The organism is Pararhodonellum marinum (assembly GCF_015354735.1).
Classification (GTDB): Bacteria; Bacteroidota; Bacteroidia; order Cytophagales; family Cyclobacteriaceae; genus Pararhodonellum; species Pararhodonellum marinum.
Genome location: NZ_JACEFJ010000010.1, coordinates 16,810 through 31,714, shown reverse-complemented (window position 1 = coordinate 31,714; position 14,905 = coordinate 16,810). Strand labels below are relative to the sequence as shown.

The following is a 14,905-nucleotide window of genomic DNA, read 5'->3' as shown; positions in this document are numbered from 1 at the left end:
GGATTTGCATCCGCTAAATTGTTGAATATGTAGTATATTCCACTTTAAACTTAATTCTACATTGCTATGGGAACAATTATAGAAACCAAGGATATCCAGAAGACTTATCGGATGGGGCTAGAGGAAGTAAAAGCATTGAAATCTGTTTCTATTACTGTCAATAGAGGGGAATATGTAGCTTTTATGGGACCATCAGGTTCAGGTAAATCTACCTTGATGAATATCATTGGTTGCTTGGATACGCCTACAGCGGGCACATACATACTCAATCAGAAAGATGTCAGCGACATGACTGAAAATGAGCTCGCAGAGATCCGTAACAAGGAAATTGGTTTTGTATTTCAGACCTTTAACCTTTTACCTAGGGCCACATGTCTGGAAAATGTTGCTCTTCCCCTAATCTATGCAGGTTTCAACAAATCAGATAGACAGGATAAAGCATTTTTGGCACTTAAAAGTGTGGGATTGGAGGATCGAGTGAGCCACAAACCCAATGAATTATCCGGTGGGCAAAGGCAACGTGTGGCCATTGCCCGGGCTTTGGTCAATGACCCTAGTATTATTTTGGCTGATGAGCCTACCGGTAACCTGGATTCCAAAACCTCCTATGATATTATGGGACTTTTTCATGACCTACATCAAAAAGGAAATACCATCATTATGGTTACCCACGAAGATGACATCGCTCACTATGCGCATAGGATTGTCAGATTAAGAGATGGTCTGGTGGAGTCCGATACCGTCAATCCCAATCCGAATTTAGGTAAGCCTGAATTGGCTCATTGATGCCATTTATTCTCCAATTTTTGATTATTTTTGCAAAGCTTTTCCTTTTATGAAAATTTATACCAAATCCGGTGATGAAGGAACCACGTCTTTGTTGGGTGGCAAGAGAGTTTCTAAAGCCCACTTAAGGATCGATGCCTATGGAACAGTGGATGAACTGAATGCCTATATAGGGTTATTGAGGGATCAGGAAATCAACGAAAAACGAGGAGACTTTCTCAAAGAGATTCAAGATCGGTTATTTACCATTGGAGCAACTTTGGCGACGGTACCTGGAAAAGAAAAAGTAAAAAGGCCCGACTTACACGAGGAAGACATTACTGTAATTGAAAGTGAAATAGACCGGATGGAAAAAACGCTTCCGCCACTTACTCGGTTTATTTTGCCTGGTGGACATCAGGTGGTGTCGTTTTGCCATGTGGCAAGAACGGTATGCCGGAGAACCGAAAGATGTGTGGTAGCACTCAGTGAACTGGAGCATGTAGATGAAATGATCATCAAGTACATCAACAGACTTTCTGATTACCTTTTTGTTTTGGGAAGGCTGATCGCACAGGAATTGAAAATAGAAGAAGTGACTTGGGAACCTAGATTATAGCATCATGATGAATCAAACTTTGGAAATAAAAATAAAGAAAACAGCTACTTCTAAGCTGCCCCAAACGGATTTCGATAATCTGGTATTTGGCCAGACCATCAGTGACCACATGTTTATAGCGGACTATAAAGATGGTCGCTGGGATAATTTTAGGATTGAACCTTATGCACCCCTTTCGCTCAACCCGGCCAATGCCACCCTACATTATGGGCAATCGGTTTTTGAGGGAATGAAAGCTTATAAAAATGAGCAGGGAGAGATCCTTATTTTTCGGGCAGATGCTAACCAAAAGAGATTGAATGAATCTGCAAAACGCTTGTGTATTCCTGAGGTACCAGAGGATTTGTTTATGGAAGGATTGCTGACCTTACTGGAAACAGATAGTAATTGGATCCCTTCTAAACCGGGCTATTCCTTATATATCAGACCATTTATTTTTGCGACTGATGACTATTTGGGTATTCGGCCTTCGGCGACTTACAAGTTCATGATTTTCACCTGCCCAGTAGGCCATTATTATGCCAAACCGGTAAAAGTAAAAGTGGAAACCCATTACACACGTGCTGCGGAGGGTGGAACAGGTTTTGCCAAAGCAGCAGGAAATTATGCCGGTTCCTTGTATCCAGCCCTTCTCGCCCAAAAAGAGGGATACGATCAGTTGCTCTGGACAGATGGAAAAAGCCACAAAAATATCGAGGAAAGTGGCACCATGAATGTGATGTTTGTGATCGACGGTAAATTGATCACAGCCCCTGTAAGCACCGGGACCATTCTAAAAGGTATCACAAGGGATAGCGTTTTGACTTTGGCCAGAAGTTGGGGTCTGCCGGTGGAAGAGCGCTTTCTAAGCATTGAAGAACTCCAATCGGCACTGGAAAACGGAAAGTTACAAGAAGCATTTGGTACAGGTACTGCGGCTACAATCGCACATATTGCTTTGATTAACCTGAATGGCAAAGATTATACTTTACCTCAAAAATCAGATAGCGCTTTCTCATGGAAAGTGTTGGAAACCCTGGACGCCATTAAGTATGGGAGAACAGAAGATCCGTTCGGATGGATCATCAAAGTCTGAATCTGAAAATCCACGCAAATCAATTCCCTTGGATTTTTTTTCAAACTTTCTATTTAAAAAAAACGCTGCTTTTTTCCATTCCTGTAAATTTTCATGAAGAAAACCTTCGCCACATTATTGATTTTATTGACTTTTGGCGCAGGACAACTGGTTTTTGGACAGAAGTATCTTTTGCTGCAGAAAGGCAGCAACCAAAAAACAAGGATCAAATATGAGGTAGGTGAAATCATCACCTATCAAACCAAAGATTATGATTATTTTCTAACCGATGTAATCAAAGAAATCCAAAGAGATTATCTGCTGCTTAATGAGAACATATTAAGACCAGAAGACATTACTGCCATTGACATCAGCAACAAGGATGAAAGAAACCGTACGATCAGAAACCTGAGTACGCTGGCTTTTGCTGCCGGAGGATTGGTATTGGCTACTGAAACCATCAACAGTCTCTACCAGGAAGGTTCATTGTCATATAGTACCGGGGGATTGGTGATTTCTGGCTCTCTGTTGACTACAGGTTTTGTTCTTTCCAAAAGTAAATACAAGTATTTCAAAAGAAGTGGAAGGAGAAAAATTGAGATAGTGTATCTGGATGCTGATTGAAAGATCAATTCTGGATCCAAAGATTTATCTGAAAATGAAGAAATCCTAAATTACCTGTTCAGGCATCTGTTTAAAGAGCATTTAACTCCAATTTTAAACCGACTGCTGCTTCATGCCAATGTTGAATTTCATTAGGTTAAAACACAATAATTCCGCAATTTTGCGAACCAATAAACAAAATAAATTATGACATCAGACCAGTTGAAAGACTTGAAGGCCCGTGTTTCGGCCTTGAGGAGGTATCTTTGACTACGATCGTAAGAAAGCAGAAATAGAAGATTTAGAAGCGGTCTCCACGCAACCGGAATTCTGGAATGATTCCGAAGAAGCCGAAAAGACCATGAAACAAATTCAGGCCAGAAAATCATGGACCAGTGCCTATGAAAAACTGGAAACCAAATTTCAGGATTTAGAGGTATTGTTTGAGTTTTATGCCGCAGACGAGGTATCAGAAGAAGAAATCAAGCTCGAATATGGAAGAACCTTAACCCTTGTTGAGGACCTGGAATTGAAAAAAATGCTCAGCAGTGAGGAGGATCAACTCAGTGCCATGCTGGAAATCAACCCAGGGGCAGGAGGTACAGAAAGCAATGACTGGGCTTCCATCCTGATGCGGATGTACATCATGTGGGGCGAAAAAAACGGATACAAAGTCCGGGAAGTCGACTTGCAGGAAGGTGAGGTAGCTGGAATTAAATCGGTCACACTGGAGTTTGATGGGCCTTTGGCCTATGGATTTCTGAAATCAGAAATCGGTGTACACAGATTGGTCAGAATTTCACCATTTGATAGCGGCGGCAGACGCCACACTTCGTTTGCTTCTGTCTATGCTTATCCTGTGGTGGATGATACCATCGAAATCGACATCAATCCCGCTGACATAGAATTGCATACTTCCCGTTCAGGCGGTGCCGGAGGGCAAAATGTAAACAAGGTGGAAACCAAGGTACAACTTACCCATAAGCCTACGGGAATAGTGGTGGTTTGTCAGATCGAAAGGTCGCAGTTGGCCAACCGGGAAAAAGCCATGCAAATGCTAAAATCCAGACTTTATCAGATGGAGATGGAAAAAAGAAATGCAGAACGGGCAAAGATCGAATCTGGAAAGCTGAAGATAGACTTTGGATCACAGATCAGAAACTATGTACTACATCCCTATAAACTGGTTAAAGATGCACGTACTGGACACGAAACATCTGATACACAGGCTGTTTTGGATGGAGATCTCGGTGATTTCATTAAAGCATTCCTTCTCGCCCAAAGCGAAGAAGAGGTAAAAAAAGATTGATTTCTGGGGGGTTGGATTAGATAAAACCAACCCCTCTTTTTTTTAAGCCTCTATGAAATTCATTCCCAGCTTTTTTACAACTGACTTTTTTCTGCTCTGTATGAGCTCCTTTCTTTTTTTTGCAAGCTTCAACATGATTATTCCAGAACTCCCCTCCTACTTGACATCTTTGGGCGGGGAGGATTACAAGGGTTTGATCATTTCATTATTTACCTTGACGGCAGGTCTATCCCGGCCATTCAGTGGGAAATTAGCGGATAAAATTGGGAGAATCCCGGTGATGATTTTTGGCGCAACCGTCTGTTTTTTGGTGAGCCTCTGCTATCCAATCATCACCACGGTAGCTGGGTTTTTACTGTTGCGGTTTGTTCATGGCTTTTCCACTGGGTTTACTCCTACTGGAACCTCCGCCTATGTGGCTGATATCATTCCTTTCAACCGAAGAGGGGAAGCCATGGGAATCCAATCTCTATTTGGTTCATTGGGTATGGCTGCAGGCCCAGCTTTAGGTGGCTATATCGCGGAAATTTGGGGCATCAATCCACTTTTCTACACTGCGGCCTTTACATCAATACTTTCCATATTGATCTTGTTGAAGTTAAAAGAAACTTTAGTGACCAAAGAACCCCTTTCCAGAAGTCACTTTCGACTTCATAGAGGTGATATTATAGAGAAAAGGGTCTTATCGCCATCTTTGGTTCTATTCCTATCTGTTTTTTCTTTCGGTATTGTGCTTACCATCATTCCTGATTTATCAGCCCATTTGGGAATCAGAAATAAGGGACTCTTTTTTGCTGTATTTACAATTTCATCTCTTGCCATCAGATTGATAGCAGGAAGGGCCTCTGACAAATACGGCCGCGTACCTGTCATGAAAGCGGCGACACTTTCTATGGTGCTTGCCATGCTTCTGATCGCGTTTTCAAACAGCAAAGAGATGCTTTTGTTTTCAGGAGTAGTTTTTGGATGTTCAGTAGGGATGAATTCTCCAACCATCACCGCTTGGACCATAGATCTTTCTCTCGAAAAATTCCGGGGAAAAGCATTGGCCACTATGTATATTGCCTTGGAAGCTGGAATAGGGCTAGGAGCACTTTCGTCCGGTTGGCTCTATGGCAACGATCCTACTAGATTTCCATTGGTTTTTGGTTCAGGGGCCATTTGTGCCTTGCTGGGCTATTTCTATCTATTGTTTTTGTCCAAAAAGAAAAAACCACAGTTTAGTTGAGCCGAATTAAAATAAGAACATAAAAAGTGATAAAAATGAAACAATGATGCAATACTTTAAAAAAAGTATAATAGAATGATATATAGTAAAAATTTAAAATTAATTATTAGCAATTTATGAATTTTAATTGTTTTTATTTGGTAATTAGCCATAACTTTATATTAATCCTCCCAAATTGGCTTTACAATGTTTAGAACAAAATTCCATTTCATATTGCTATATTTTGCAGTTGCCATGCTGGGCGTATTTAGCTGTATCATGGGATGGATCGTTCCATTCTATATTTTTAAAATGAGTATTATTCCTATCATTGTGGTGTGCATCATCTTGACATTTAGAAAAATTGAGCATCCTTTGATTCCCATTTTACTCACCGCAATCTTTTTCAGTTTTTTGGGTGACTTTTTCTTCTTGATCAAAATTGAGGAGGATTTATTCAAAATATTAGGCATAACTACCTTTACAGTCGCACAGATCAGTTATTCTATTTTGTATTACCTTTCCACAAGAAACAAAACCCCAAAAAAGCACCCGGGATTTGGGTGGCTTGAGCTTTTTATAGTTCTAACTCTCATTGGTTCCTTGTATGTGCTAACACCTACCTTAGGTGTTTTCCAAATTCCAGTGGTCATTTATGCGATCACTACCTGTGTTGCTTTTTATTTGGCTGCCAGAAGGCGCTTTTTTGTCCCCTTTAAAAGTTTCGTGCTTGTATTGTTGGGTGTCTTTGCATTTCTGACAAGCGACTTATTGACTGGTCCGGACATATATTTGAATAACAGTCTGATGCATGCAGCAGTGTTTGCCTTTACCAGCATAGGCCACTATTTGACAGTAAGTGGCATGATGAAACAGTTTTTATCTGAAAGTAGGGTTGAGGCTGAAAAGGATCCCAACATATTTTCTTCTACTTGATGGTCAATTCCCTAGGTAAGTCTGTATCCTCGGTATGGGTAAAATACGTGTTTGCCGACCATTGAGGTAGGTTACCCTTTCTCCATCAAAAAAAGCATCTTCCTCTAACATTACCCTAATATCTTTTTTCCACTCTTCCACAAAAACGACAGCGTTCAATTCTATTGAATATGCGGTATTTGGATAAAGGGGATAGTCTCCACTACCCGGGGTATCCCCTTGATTGTCCCACATCCCAATGGTAGGTCCTGCGGCATGGCCGTGATAGCCTATGGGATGGGTATAGATGGTGCCTTTGATTCCCTCTTTGGCAGCCTGCTTCCTTGCTTCTGCCAAAATTTGATTGCCAGTGCGACCTGCCACAAATTGATCAGTGAGGATATCCTGGAGTTTATTCCCTACTTTCAACGCATCTTCTAAAAAGCCAGGAACCTCATGCTCCCCGGGTTTCAGTACATAGGCCAATTGCTGTGTATCCGTATTCAGCCGCAGGTATGTAATCCCAAAATCCATATGCAATAAATCCCCATATTGTATGACCTGGCTTTCGGGCTTTACCGCAAAAGACCGTAGATGTCCTTGATCCGCTGGGTCTGGCCGCTGAATGTCTACGGAGGGGTGAAACCAGGTATCAAGCTTGAGCTCTTTGATACGCTCTCTGTACCACCATACCACGTCTTCAGTAGTAGTGACTCCTGGAGTAATGACCTGTTCGGAAAGTCCATCAGCTATGATTTTATTGGCAATGGCCATGATGTGTCTATAGCTGGCCATTTCTTTTGCTGTGCGGGTTTCCAACCAACCCACGGAAAGATTTTGTGCGGACACCACCTTTTCCCTTAAGTCATTGGGTAAATAAGCCATCAGTTGATTGTAGTCTGATACATTCATGCCATCCGCATGGCCATAATCTTCTGACATGTTGATGCCAATCTTATCGGGCTTTCTCTCTTGGATCAATTTAATGAGTTGCTTCCATTGATCAGGCTCTTTTTCCGGGTCCCAGGATTTGGAAAATGCTTTCCCCACATCATACCTCGCCACTGCCAAGGTTTCAATCTTTTTTCCTTCTCCCGGGTCATGCATTAGCAACATGGTGGTGCGCCGAGCTGCCAGCCAAGTGGCGGGAAGGAATGTTTTGATTACCGGATCCTCGTTATACTCTCTGGAAACAATCAACCACAAATCTATTCCTTCCCTTCGCATCAAAGCTGGCAACACATTTTCAATCCTATCCAGTAACCATTCATCAATAATAGTTGCCTGTTCCTTTTGGCTTAAAATATGGGGTTGTTGGGCCTGAATAAATTGAATGGATGATAAATAAACGGCAAAGGCCAAAAAAAAGACGGGACGAATTAGGAGTTTAGAATTGTTGAATACAGCGTTCATTTTTGAGTAGGTTTTTTATGTTTTGTTCTTCCCAATGGGCTTTAGCCTCTTCCATGTTTTCCCGGTAATCTTTTTTGTATTGTTTTCTGAAAATCGACTCCACAAAACGTCGCACATCAGTTTCATTTTCCAAAATTAAAATTGGAACCTGTGCAGGTCTGTCATCCTCTCCTTTGGCTACCATAGTAAAATACGATGTGTTGGTATGCTTTACTACGGAAGTTTTTACATTTTCAGAGATCACCTTTATGCCTACTACCATCGAGCTGTTACCCACGTAATTGAGGGATGCTTTCAAAGAAACGAGTTCTCCCACTTCCACCGGTTCGAGGAAATCAACGTTGTCTACGGAAACTGTCACACAATAAGCACCACAATGCTTGGTGGCAGTGGCATAGGCCACCTTATCCATTAAGGAGAGTAAAATGCCCCCATGTATTTTGCCCCCAAAATTGGCATAGGCTGGAATCATCAACTCGGTAATGGTGGTTCTAGAAAAACTGACAGGCTTGGCTTTGGTCTGGGTTTCGTCCATGGCGGTTTTATATCTAATTGGCTAATATAAAACAAAACAGGCAATTGAATCCCAATAGGAGCTTCTCTGATCAAAAAAATTACATCCTAATCAGGTAAAGAATTTAGCTTTCACGACAGGAGGTCTGATTAAACGCAGACTCAGTCTGTGGAATCGGTAAAGCAACATGATTCCTGTCACGGTAAGCCCTGTGAGCAATCCATACCAAATGCCCTTTTCCTGTAAATTGAAATGAAAGGCCAACACGTAGCCCAAAGGCAAACCTATGACCCAATAAGCCACCAATGTGACTAAGGTAGGAATTTTAACGTCAGCCATCCCCCGAAGCGCCCCAAGGCCAACCACTTGGATTCCATCTGAAAGTTGAAACAAAGCTGCTATGACCAAAAGACTGGCAGACATCTGTACCACTTCTGCATCATCTATATACAGCGTGGGCAAAAAATTCCTGAAAAGAATAAAAATCAAAGCAGTGAATGCCATGAAAATGGACACCATACCAAATACCGTAAACCCGGCTTCACGTAAGGCCACAATGTCCTTTTTACCCAATTGATTGCCAACCCTTACCATGGCTGCCGCTGAAAGGCCGGAAGCCATCATATAACTGATAGAGGCCAGATTAATGGCGATTTGATGAGAAGCAAGGGCATTGACCCCAATCCAGCCCATCATGATTGCGGCGGTGCTAAAAGCGCCAACTTCAAAAATAAACTGAAATCCTGTAGGTATTCCTATTTTAAGCATTTTTGAAATCATGGGAAAGCTCAGCTTTTTGAAACCAAAGCTCAATTTATAAGGCTGGTAGCGCTTGCTGTTCCAGACATAAAACACCATCACAATGGCCATCAAAATTCGGGAAATCAAGGTGGCCCAACCTGCCCCATTCAATCCCATAGCAGGGAAACCCAATTTGCCATAAATCAAGACCCAATTCAGGAAAACATTCACCAGATTACAGCCAATGGTAATGATCATGGCCTGTTTGGTCTGAGACATGCCTTCTGCAAACTGCTTGAAGGTTTGAAAAAACATAAATGGAATCAGGGAAAAAGTAATGATAGCCAAATAGGGAATAGCCAAACGAATCACCTCTTCAGGCTGATTCATGTAATACAAACTTGGAGAAAAAAGAATAATGACCATAAATAAGATCAATCCAGCAGAATTATTGATCACAAAACCATGGTTCAATAAACGGGCAATACGCTTATGCCTCTGATTACCATCCGCTGCAGCTACCAAAGGAGTGATGGCCATAGAAATCCCTATACCGAACATCAACACCACGAAAAATATACTGTTGGCTAGAGCAGCAGCTGCAAGTGGTTCAGGACCCAACCTTCCGACCATCATGCTGTCTGCAACGCCAACCATGACTTGCCCCAACTGACTGAGCATGACTGGGTAGGCGAGAGAAAAAGTCTTCCCAAAATGCTCCTGAAAATTCATTTTCTTAAACATATAAATCAAAGAAAAACTTAAATCCCCTTAATTTTTTCCAATTTAAGTAAACCAGCCACACTAATTGCATCGGTGATCGTACCCTCCTCCACCATTGCTAGGGCCTGTGTAAGCGGCAATTTAATGATTTCAATCTTTTCAGTCTCATCAAATGCTGTTTCTCCATGAGTTAATTCTTCAGCCAAAAACACAAATGCTTCCTCATCTGTAACCGAATTGGAAGTATGCAACCTTAAAATCAAAGTCCACTTAGCAGCACTCAAGCCAGTTTCTTCCTTTAATTCTCTTTTTGCACTTTCAACCAAATCTATATCCAGGGGACCTCCACCCATAGGAATTTCCCAGGTATATTCATCCAAAGTATAGCGGTATTGCCCCACAATCCAGGTATTCAAGTCCTTATCAAGAGGAATGATTCCAATGGCTTTGTTTTTAAAATGAACCTTGCCGTAAATCCCATCTTTGCCATTGGGATTGACCACTTGATGCTCCTCCAACAAAATCCAGGGATTGCTGTAAATCTTTTGAATGGACTTGGTCTTCCAGGGATTTTTTTTCATGGTCTATATTTCTTTGCGGGTTTTAGATTAAGTAGTACTTAGATCTACATTAGAATTTATCGTTAAGAAATCTAAGGAGTATATAAGTCAAAATGCGGGATTTTACAAAAAAAAAGGGTGACTGACAGCCACCCTTCTTAGTAGAAATGGTATGCTTACATCGGGATAGGCAATACTTTGCTGTCTTTGAAAGTAGATAAAATTACCATGGATTGCATAGAATCCACTTCTTTGATTTCACTTACTTTTTCCAACATCAATCTTTGGTAGGCAGTAATGTCTTTGGCAATGATTTTAAGTATAAAATCACCTGTTCCCGTAATGTGGTGACACTCGATCACTTCCGGAATGGTATTGATCTCTTTCATAAAAGCATCAATATTTCCTTTGTTGTGTCCAACGAGGCTAACCAACACAAATGTACTGACTCCGAGCCCAATTTTTTCTGGATCAAGTTTGGCGTGGTAACTTTTGATTATACCTGACTGTTCCAGTTTTTTGACCCTTTCCAAAGTAGGTGCGGGTGATAATCCTATATCTTTAGAGAGCTGTGCATTGGTTATCTTGGCGTTAGCTTGGAGAATCTCTAGGATTTTCCTGTCTATCTTGTCGAATTTTACTCTTACGCTATTATCCATGATGTGATGATTTTACAAAATATTATGTTGTACAAAGTTAATATAATTTCAAATTATTTTAAAACGATTTTCAACAAAAAACGTGCACAAATGCGAAATATTGTTATTTTTTTTCTTGAAAATCAATAATTTTTGTTGCAAAATTCGCTGTGATCTTGAAAAAATTCAAATTATATGCTGATTTTACAATTCCCAACAGTTACGATTAAATCAAAGTTTATTCTTTTTGATAAAGTCTCTTGCTTCCTTATGTGCTGGGTCTTTTCGCTTGGCTCTCTTCTTGACCTCTTTAAAATAAGCTTTGGCAGTATCCTTATCTCCTTCCTCATTGGCCATTTTACCTAAATGAATCAGGGCAAACAAATAATAGCCGCTGTCTTGGGTTTCTGACTCCTCACCATATTCAAGGGTTTTTAGGTAATATTTTTTGGCCATTTCCCTTTGCCCTACCTTGTCAAAATATTGGGCAGCAAAGAAAGCGGCATATCTACCGCTATTCGCTTCATATCCGTATTGATTCTCATCAATCCTTCTGAGAATTTCTAAGGAAACATCCCTAGACTCCACACTTCGGCCAACTGTGTACAGCTGTCTAGCAAAAAAGCGGTGAAAATATGGGTTGTTTGGGTACTTTTGATGCAAATATTGGGTGATTTCAAGGGCTTCAAAAGGTTTTCTTTCTTCAGAAGCATAGAGTCTAAAAAGAAAATACTGGGCTTCGATTCTGGCATAAAATGCATTCTTGGCCACATCTTCCAATTGTCGCAAGCCCAGTTCTTTGTTTCCTTTTGGGAAGAAGGCAACTACTGGTTTTAATAAGGGATAATTTTCCGGGATCCAAACCGAAAAATAGTTGAAAAGGGCATCTCCCAATAGCAATTCCGGATTCATATCCTCTTCCCCACCCTTGCTCAGTTCCAAATATTTTAAGGCATTCTTTCCGGCAAAAGTAGCCTTGGTCCAGCTTTTCCGCTCGCTATAAAGACGACCCTGAAAGCCATAAGCTCCTGCCAAAAAAAATGCAGCCTCCTTGTTTTCAGGATCATTTTTGTACATGGCCTCTGCCTTGTTGATGGTCTGATCCATGTAGTCCAAAAAGCGGGCATCAAATTGTTTGTTTTCCGTATCTATCGCGATTTTCCACCATTCACTCAAGCCCATCAAAAAATAAGGAAGCGGATGGTCCGGATAATTGTATTGCATCACCTTAAAACCACGTTCAGCAGTGGCAAAATCAAAATTATACATGCTGTTGACCGCTTCAGTAATCCTGAATTGAAGTCCCTTGTCCATCAGCAAGTACTTAGGGTTCTCCTCCCCGCCAATGTCCTCCAGCAAGGCCATAGAGGATTGCCCGAAAAGGCCTCCCGATAGCAGTACAGCAATCAATATACAGCTCAAACGCTTTTGCATTTCTTCAATTTAATTTCCAAAATTACTTCCGAATTCAAACAAAATCCTACATTTGAAGGAAATATTTACACCATGTCTCCCTATCCTACCAAATTATCACAACGTGCAGAAGAGCTAATAAATTTCGATGGTAAGTTATTTTTTGTTCTTTTGGTTCTGTTTTTTGTTGTATTGCGTTATTTGACCAACGAACTGGTTCTTGAAGCGATTCCAGGAAGGGAGGAATTGGAAAAAACAGGGACCTTCACCATTTTTCATATCCTAAACACCCTGAATTACCTTTGGACACCTTTTTCACTTTTGTGGAACATCACCATGATTACCTTTTTGATCTGGGTAGGTTCCTTTATGTATGGCTATAAAATTCCATTCAGACCCATGTGGAAATTTGTTATGCTGGCCTATTTGATATTCATCGTTCCTGAAATCATACGTTTGCTTTGGTTTTTGGTCATCAAGACCCCTGATAATTTCAGGGAAGTGGAGAATTTCTACCCTCTTTCCCTTTTTTCCTTGGTCAATCCAAGCCAAGTTGCTGCCAAATTCCATTATCCACTTAAGACTTTGAATCTCTTTGAAGTGATGTATTGGTATTTTTTGGCCGTGGGATTTCACACTATAAGTAGAAGAAACATAAGCACAAGCATCTGGGTGATTTTGGGGAGCTATGTTTTAATTTTATTGGTTTGGCTGGTTTACTATATATTAGTCTATAAATAAACTAAAAGGACAATTAAAAAATTACTTTTGAGTTTTACATCTTTTCGAACAGTATTTGACATTCTCCCAGTTTTTCTCCCATTTTTTTCTCCAGGTGAATGGCCTTTGACAAACGGGACAGGTCTTTACCGGCAGGTTTTCTTTTTTCATTTGCTGTGTTTTTCATCAAACCCACCTATTGGCAGTGGTATGGACATCCAAAATTCTTTTTGCTTCTTTTTTTACTAGAGCATTTTGCTGGGCCTTCCATATATGTTCCCGGGCAAATTTTCCGGCCGCCTCAAGGTGAATGATAGGGAGAGGATAATCCACCCCCAGTTTAAAACCGTACAAGCTTTGTTCCATCTCCGTCATTTTCCATGGTTCATGGATAAAAGAAACCGGGACCTCTGCGAGTTCCGGTACCCACATTTTGATAAACAAACCCTCAGGATCATGGTCTATGGATTGTTTGACCGGATTATATATTCTCACCGTATTGATGCCCGTCAATCCGGCTTGCATTTGAATCTGTGGGTAATGTATACCGGGTTCAAAATCCAAAAATTGCTTAGCAAGATAGGTGGCCCCTGCCTTCCAATCCTGCCAAAGATGATGGGTCAAAAACGACACCACCATTGCCCTCATCCTAAAATTGAGATACCCGGTTTGCTGGACACAACGCATACAGGCATCTATCAGAGGGAAGCCTGTTTCTCCTTTTGACCATGCATCGAATTTTGCTGGGTCATGGCTCCGGTTTAGGTGGTCAAAACCTTTGTTGACATTTTCAAACTCCATCCTGCACTCCATTTCAAATTTTTGCATAAAGTGACAATGCCAACGCAATCTTGACTGAAAGTTATTCAAATTGCCTTTGAATTTACTTTCCTTTTTTACCGCTTCAGCTTTTTGGTACACCTGCCTTATGGAAAGGTTCCCCCATGCCAAATATGGGGAAAGCCTACTACAGCTTCTTCTGGATAACAAAGGCTTACTGATAAACTTGTTGTACTGTCTGAACCTATCGCCGAAAAAGGAATCAAAATATCTTTTTGCGGTCAACTCCCCACCTTTTTGCATTTTGGGCTGTGACTCCTGCCAAGAGAATGGTAATTCCCCTTCGCATATTGAACCAAGTAGATTTACAAATTCAGCCTTATCCAATATGGGGTTCTCGGTTTTTGCTCCCATAAATGCATACCACTGTTCACTCCAATCCTTTCTGTTTTTTCTACCTCTCTTCACGCCGTTTTGAGGAAACTCATTCCAATCAATTCCAACTTCAGAAAACCATTCCTTCATCCGTTTATCCCTTTCGAAAGTCAAAAGGATCCCGGTTTCTTCATGGGAAAATACCTGTTGGATACTGAAATGTGAATTGAGCATTTGAAAAACCTCAGGAAGCTCATTAAAAAACACATGAATTTTGGTATTAAAGGGCTGTAGTTGTGTGTTTAAGTCTTGGATACTTTGAAAAACGAAACGCCAATGCCTGTCATCAGATTGAGGTGCATTAACCAAAGAAGGTTCGAAGCAATAGAGCAATAGAATAGGCAAATGAGATTCAATCGCTGTCTTTAAAGCCTTATGGTCTTTTAACCTAAGGTCTCTTTTGAACCAAACTACATTGATATTCTGCATGCCTTAGTTAAACTCCTTGATCGTTTGAATGTTTGTCCAATGCCGTAGACACAACCCCTAACTTAAG

The 14,905-nt window shown here is 40.9% G+C and carries 16 protein-coding genes; 8 read left to right on the top strand and 8 right to left on the bottom strand.

The features are described from left to right. Nucleotides 1-66 precede the first annotated feature (66 nt). From H1A14_RS16805 to H1A14_RS16775, 7 genes are all read left to right on the top strand, one after another. Nucleotides 67-786, top strand: coding sequence for an ABC transporter ATP-binding protein (locus tag H1A14_RS16805; RefSeq protein ID WP_228527831.1), 720 nt, complete (start codon nt 67-69; stop codon nt 784-786). A 49-nt stretch (nt 787-835) separates the two neighbouring features. Then, nucleotides 836-1,384 carry a cob(I)yrinic acid a,c-diamide adenosyltransferase gene (locus H1A14_RS16800; RefSeq protein ID WP_194777450.1) on the top strand — a complete coding sequence of 183 codons (549 nt, stop codon included), beginning with the start codon at nt 836-838 and terminating at the stop codon, nt 1,382-1,384. A 7-nt stretch (nt 1,385-1,391) separates the two neighbouring features. Further along, entirely contained in the window at nt 1,392-2,459 is a 1,068-nt protein-coding gene (locus H1A14_RS16795; protein WP_194777574.1) for a branched-chain amino acid aminotransferase, read from the top strand. A gap of 93 nt (nt 2,460-2,552) precedes the next feature. After that, nucleotides 2,553-3,062 carry a hypothetical protein gene (locus H1A14_RS16790; protein ID WP_194777449.1) on the top strand — a complete coding sequence of 170 codons (510 nt, stop codon included), beginning with the start codon at nt 2,553-2,555 and terminating at the stop codon, nt 3,060-3,062. 186 nt (nt 3,063-3,248) lie between these two features. Then, nucleotides 3,249-4,350 (top strand): peptide chain release factor 2 gene (gene prfB / locus H1A14_RS16785; protein ID WP_194777448.1). Its coding sequence is split into 2 segments (ribosomal slippage): nt 3,249-3,308 and nt 3,310-4,350, totalling 1,101 coding nucleotides; the frame shifts between segments, so codons are not numbered across the junction. A gap of 52 nt (nt 4,351-4,402) precedes the next feature. Next, entirely contained in the window at nt 4,403-5,578 is a 1,176-nt protein-coding gene (locus tag H1A14_RS16780) for an MFS transporter (protein WP_194777447.1), read from the top strand. 186 nt (nt 5,579-5,764) lie between these two features. Continuing rightward, nucleotides 5,765-6,493 carry a lysoplasmalogenase family protein gene (locus H1A14_RS16775; RefSeq protein ID WP_194777446.1) on the top strand — a complete coding sequence of 243 codons (729 nt, stop codon included), beginning with the start codon at nt 5,765-5,767 and terminating at the stop codon, nt 6,491-6,493. Nucleotides 6,494-6,496: 3 nt separating this feature from the next. On the opposite strand, the gene H1A14_RS16770 is transcribed toward H1A14_RS16775, so the two are convergent. The 6 genes from H1A14_RS16770 to H1A14_RS16745 form a co-directional block, all read right to left on the bottom strand. Beyond that, nucleotides 6,497-7,885: a M24 family metallopeptidase gene (locus H1A14_RS16770; RefSeq protein ID WP_194777445.1), complete on the bottom strand. Its 1,389-nt coding sequence runs from the start codon at nt 7,883-7,885 to the stop codon at nt 6,497-6,499. Then, nucleotides 7,860-8,420, bottom strand: a complete 561-nt coding sequence (locus tag H1A14_RS16765; RefSeq protein ID WP_194777444.1) for an acyl-CoA thioesterase — start codon at nt 8,418-8,420, stop codon at nt 7,860-7,862. Before H1A14_RS16765 ends, H1A14_RS16770 begins: the two co-directional genes overlap by 26 nt. A gap of 90 nt (nt 8,421-8,510) precedes the next feature. Further along, nucleotides 8,511-9,884 (bottom strand): MATE family efflux transporter, encoded by a 1,374-nt coding sequence (locus H1A14_RS16760; RefSeq protein WP_194777443.1) that lies wholly within the window; start codon nt 9,882-9,884, stop codon nt 8,511-8,513. 17 nt (nt 9,885-9,901) lie between these two features. Next, a complete protein-coding gene (locus H1A14_RS16755; protein WP_194777442.1) occupies nt 9,902-10,444 on the bottom strand; it encodes an NUDIX domain-containing protein in 543 nt (180 codons plus the stop codon). 155 nt (nt 10,445-10,599) lie between these two features. Beyond that, on the bottom strand, nt 10,600-11,082 hold the full coding sequence (locus tag H1A14_RS16750; RefSeq protein ID WP_194777441.1) for an Lrp/AsnC family transcriptional regulator: 483 nt from the start codon (nt 11,080-11,082) through the stop codon (nt 10,600-10,602). A 210-nt stretch (nt 11,083-11,292) separates the two neighbouring features. Then, nucleotides 11,293-12,426 (bottom strand): tol-pal system protein YbgF, encoded by a 1,134-nt coding sequence (locus H1A14_RS16745; RefSeq protein WP_228527842.1) that lies wholly within the window; start codon nt 12,424-12,426, stop codon nt 11,293-11,295. A gap of 141 nt (nt 12,427-12,567) precedes the next feature. Between H1A14_RS16745 and H1A14_RS16740 the strand changes: the two genes are divergently transcribed. Further along, nucleotides 12,568-13,215, top strand: coding sequence for a sulfate ABC transporter permease (locus tag H1A14_RS16740; protein ID WP_194777439.1), 648 nt, complete (start codon nt 12,568-12,570; stop codon nt 13,213-13,215). Nucleotides 13,216-13,236: 21 nt separating this feature from the next. Here H1A14_RS16740 and H1A14_RS16735 read toward each other — a convergent pair whose 3' ends face one another. Both H1A14_RS16735 and H1A14_RS16730 read right to left on the bottom strand, forming a co-directional pair. Further along, nucleotides 13,237-13,365 (bottom strand): DUF2256 domain-containing protein, encoded by a 129-nt coding sequence (locus H1A14_RS16735; protein WP_194777438.1) that lies wholly within the window; start codon nt 13,363-13,365, stop codon nt 13,237-13,239. A 15-nt stretch (nt 13,366-13,380) separates the two neighbouring features. Further along, nucleotides 13,381-14,838 carry a cryptochrome/deoxyribodipyrimidine photo-lyase family protein gene (locus H1A14_RS16730; RefSeq protein ID WP_194777437.1) on the bottom strand — a complete coding sequence of 486 codons (1,458 nt, stop codon included), beginning with the start codon at nt 14,836-14,838 and terminating at the stop codon, nt 13,381-13,383. Nucleotides 14,839-14,905 lie beyond the last annotated feature (67 nt).

Bases quoted from the DNA above. Each gene is read 5' to 3' on its own strand.
- H1A14_RS16805 (WP_228527831.1), top strand. From the start codon at position 67: ATGGGAACAATTATAGAAACCAAGGATATCCAGAAGACTTATCGGATG.
- H1A14_RS16800 (WP_194777450.1), top strand. From the start codon at position 836: ATGAAAATTTATACCAAATCCGGTGATGAAGGAACCACGTCTTTGTTG.
- H1A14_RS16795 (WP_194777574.1), top strand. From the start codon at position 1,392: ATGAATCAAACTTTGGAAATAAAAATAAAGAAAACAGCTACTTCTAAG.
- H1A14_RS16790 (WP_194777449.1), top strand. From the start codon at position 2,553: ATGAAGAAAACCTTCGCCACATTATTGATTTTATTGACTTTTGGCGCA.
- H1A14_RS16780 (WP_194777447.1), top strand. From the start codon at position 4,403: ATGAAATTCATTCCCAGCTTTTTTACAACTGACTTTTTTCTGCTCTGT.
- H1A14_RS16775 (WP_194777446.1), top strand. From the start codon at position 5,765: ATGTTTAGAACAAAATTCCATTTCATATTGCTATATTTTGCAGTTGCC.
- H1A14_RS16770 (WP_194777445.1), bottom strand. From the start codon at position 7,885: ATGAACGCTGTATTCAACAATTCTAAACTCCTAATTCGTCCCGTCTTT.
- H1A14_RS16765 (WP_194777444.1), bottom strand. From the start codon at position 8,420: ATGGACGAAACCCAGACCAAAGCCAAGCCTGTCAGTTTTTCTAGAACC.
- H1A14_RS16760 (WP_194777443.1), bottom strand. From the start codon at position 9,884: ATGTTTAAGAAAATGAATTTTCAGGAGCATTTTGGGAAGACTTTTTCT.
- H1A14_RS16755 (WP_194777442.1), bottom strand. From the start codon at position 10,444: ATGAAAAAAAATCCCTGGAAGACCAAGTCCATTCAAAAGATTTACAGC.
- H1A14_RS16750 (WP_194777441.1), bottom strand. From the start codon at position 11,082: ATGGATAATAGCGTAAGAGTAAAATTCGACAAGATAGACAGGAAAATC.
- H1A14_RS16745 (WP_228527842.1), bottom strand. From the start codon at position 12,426: ATGGCCTTGCTGGAGGACATTGGCGGGGAGGAGAACCCTAAGTACTTG.
- H1A14_RS16740 (WP_194777439.1), top strand. From the start codon at position 12,568: ATGTCTCCCTATCCTACCAAATTATCACAACGTGCAGAAGAGCTAATA.
- H1A14_RS16735 (WP_194777438.1), bottom strand. From the start codon at position 13,365: ATGAAAAAAGAAAACCTGCCGGTAAAGACCTGTCCCGTTTGTCAAAGG.
- H1A14_RS16730 (WP_194777437.1), bottom strand. From the start codon at position 14,838: ATGCAGAATATCAATGTAGTTTGGTTCAAAAGAGACCTTAGGTTAAAA.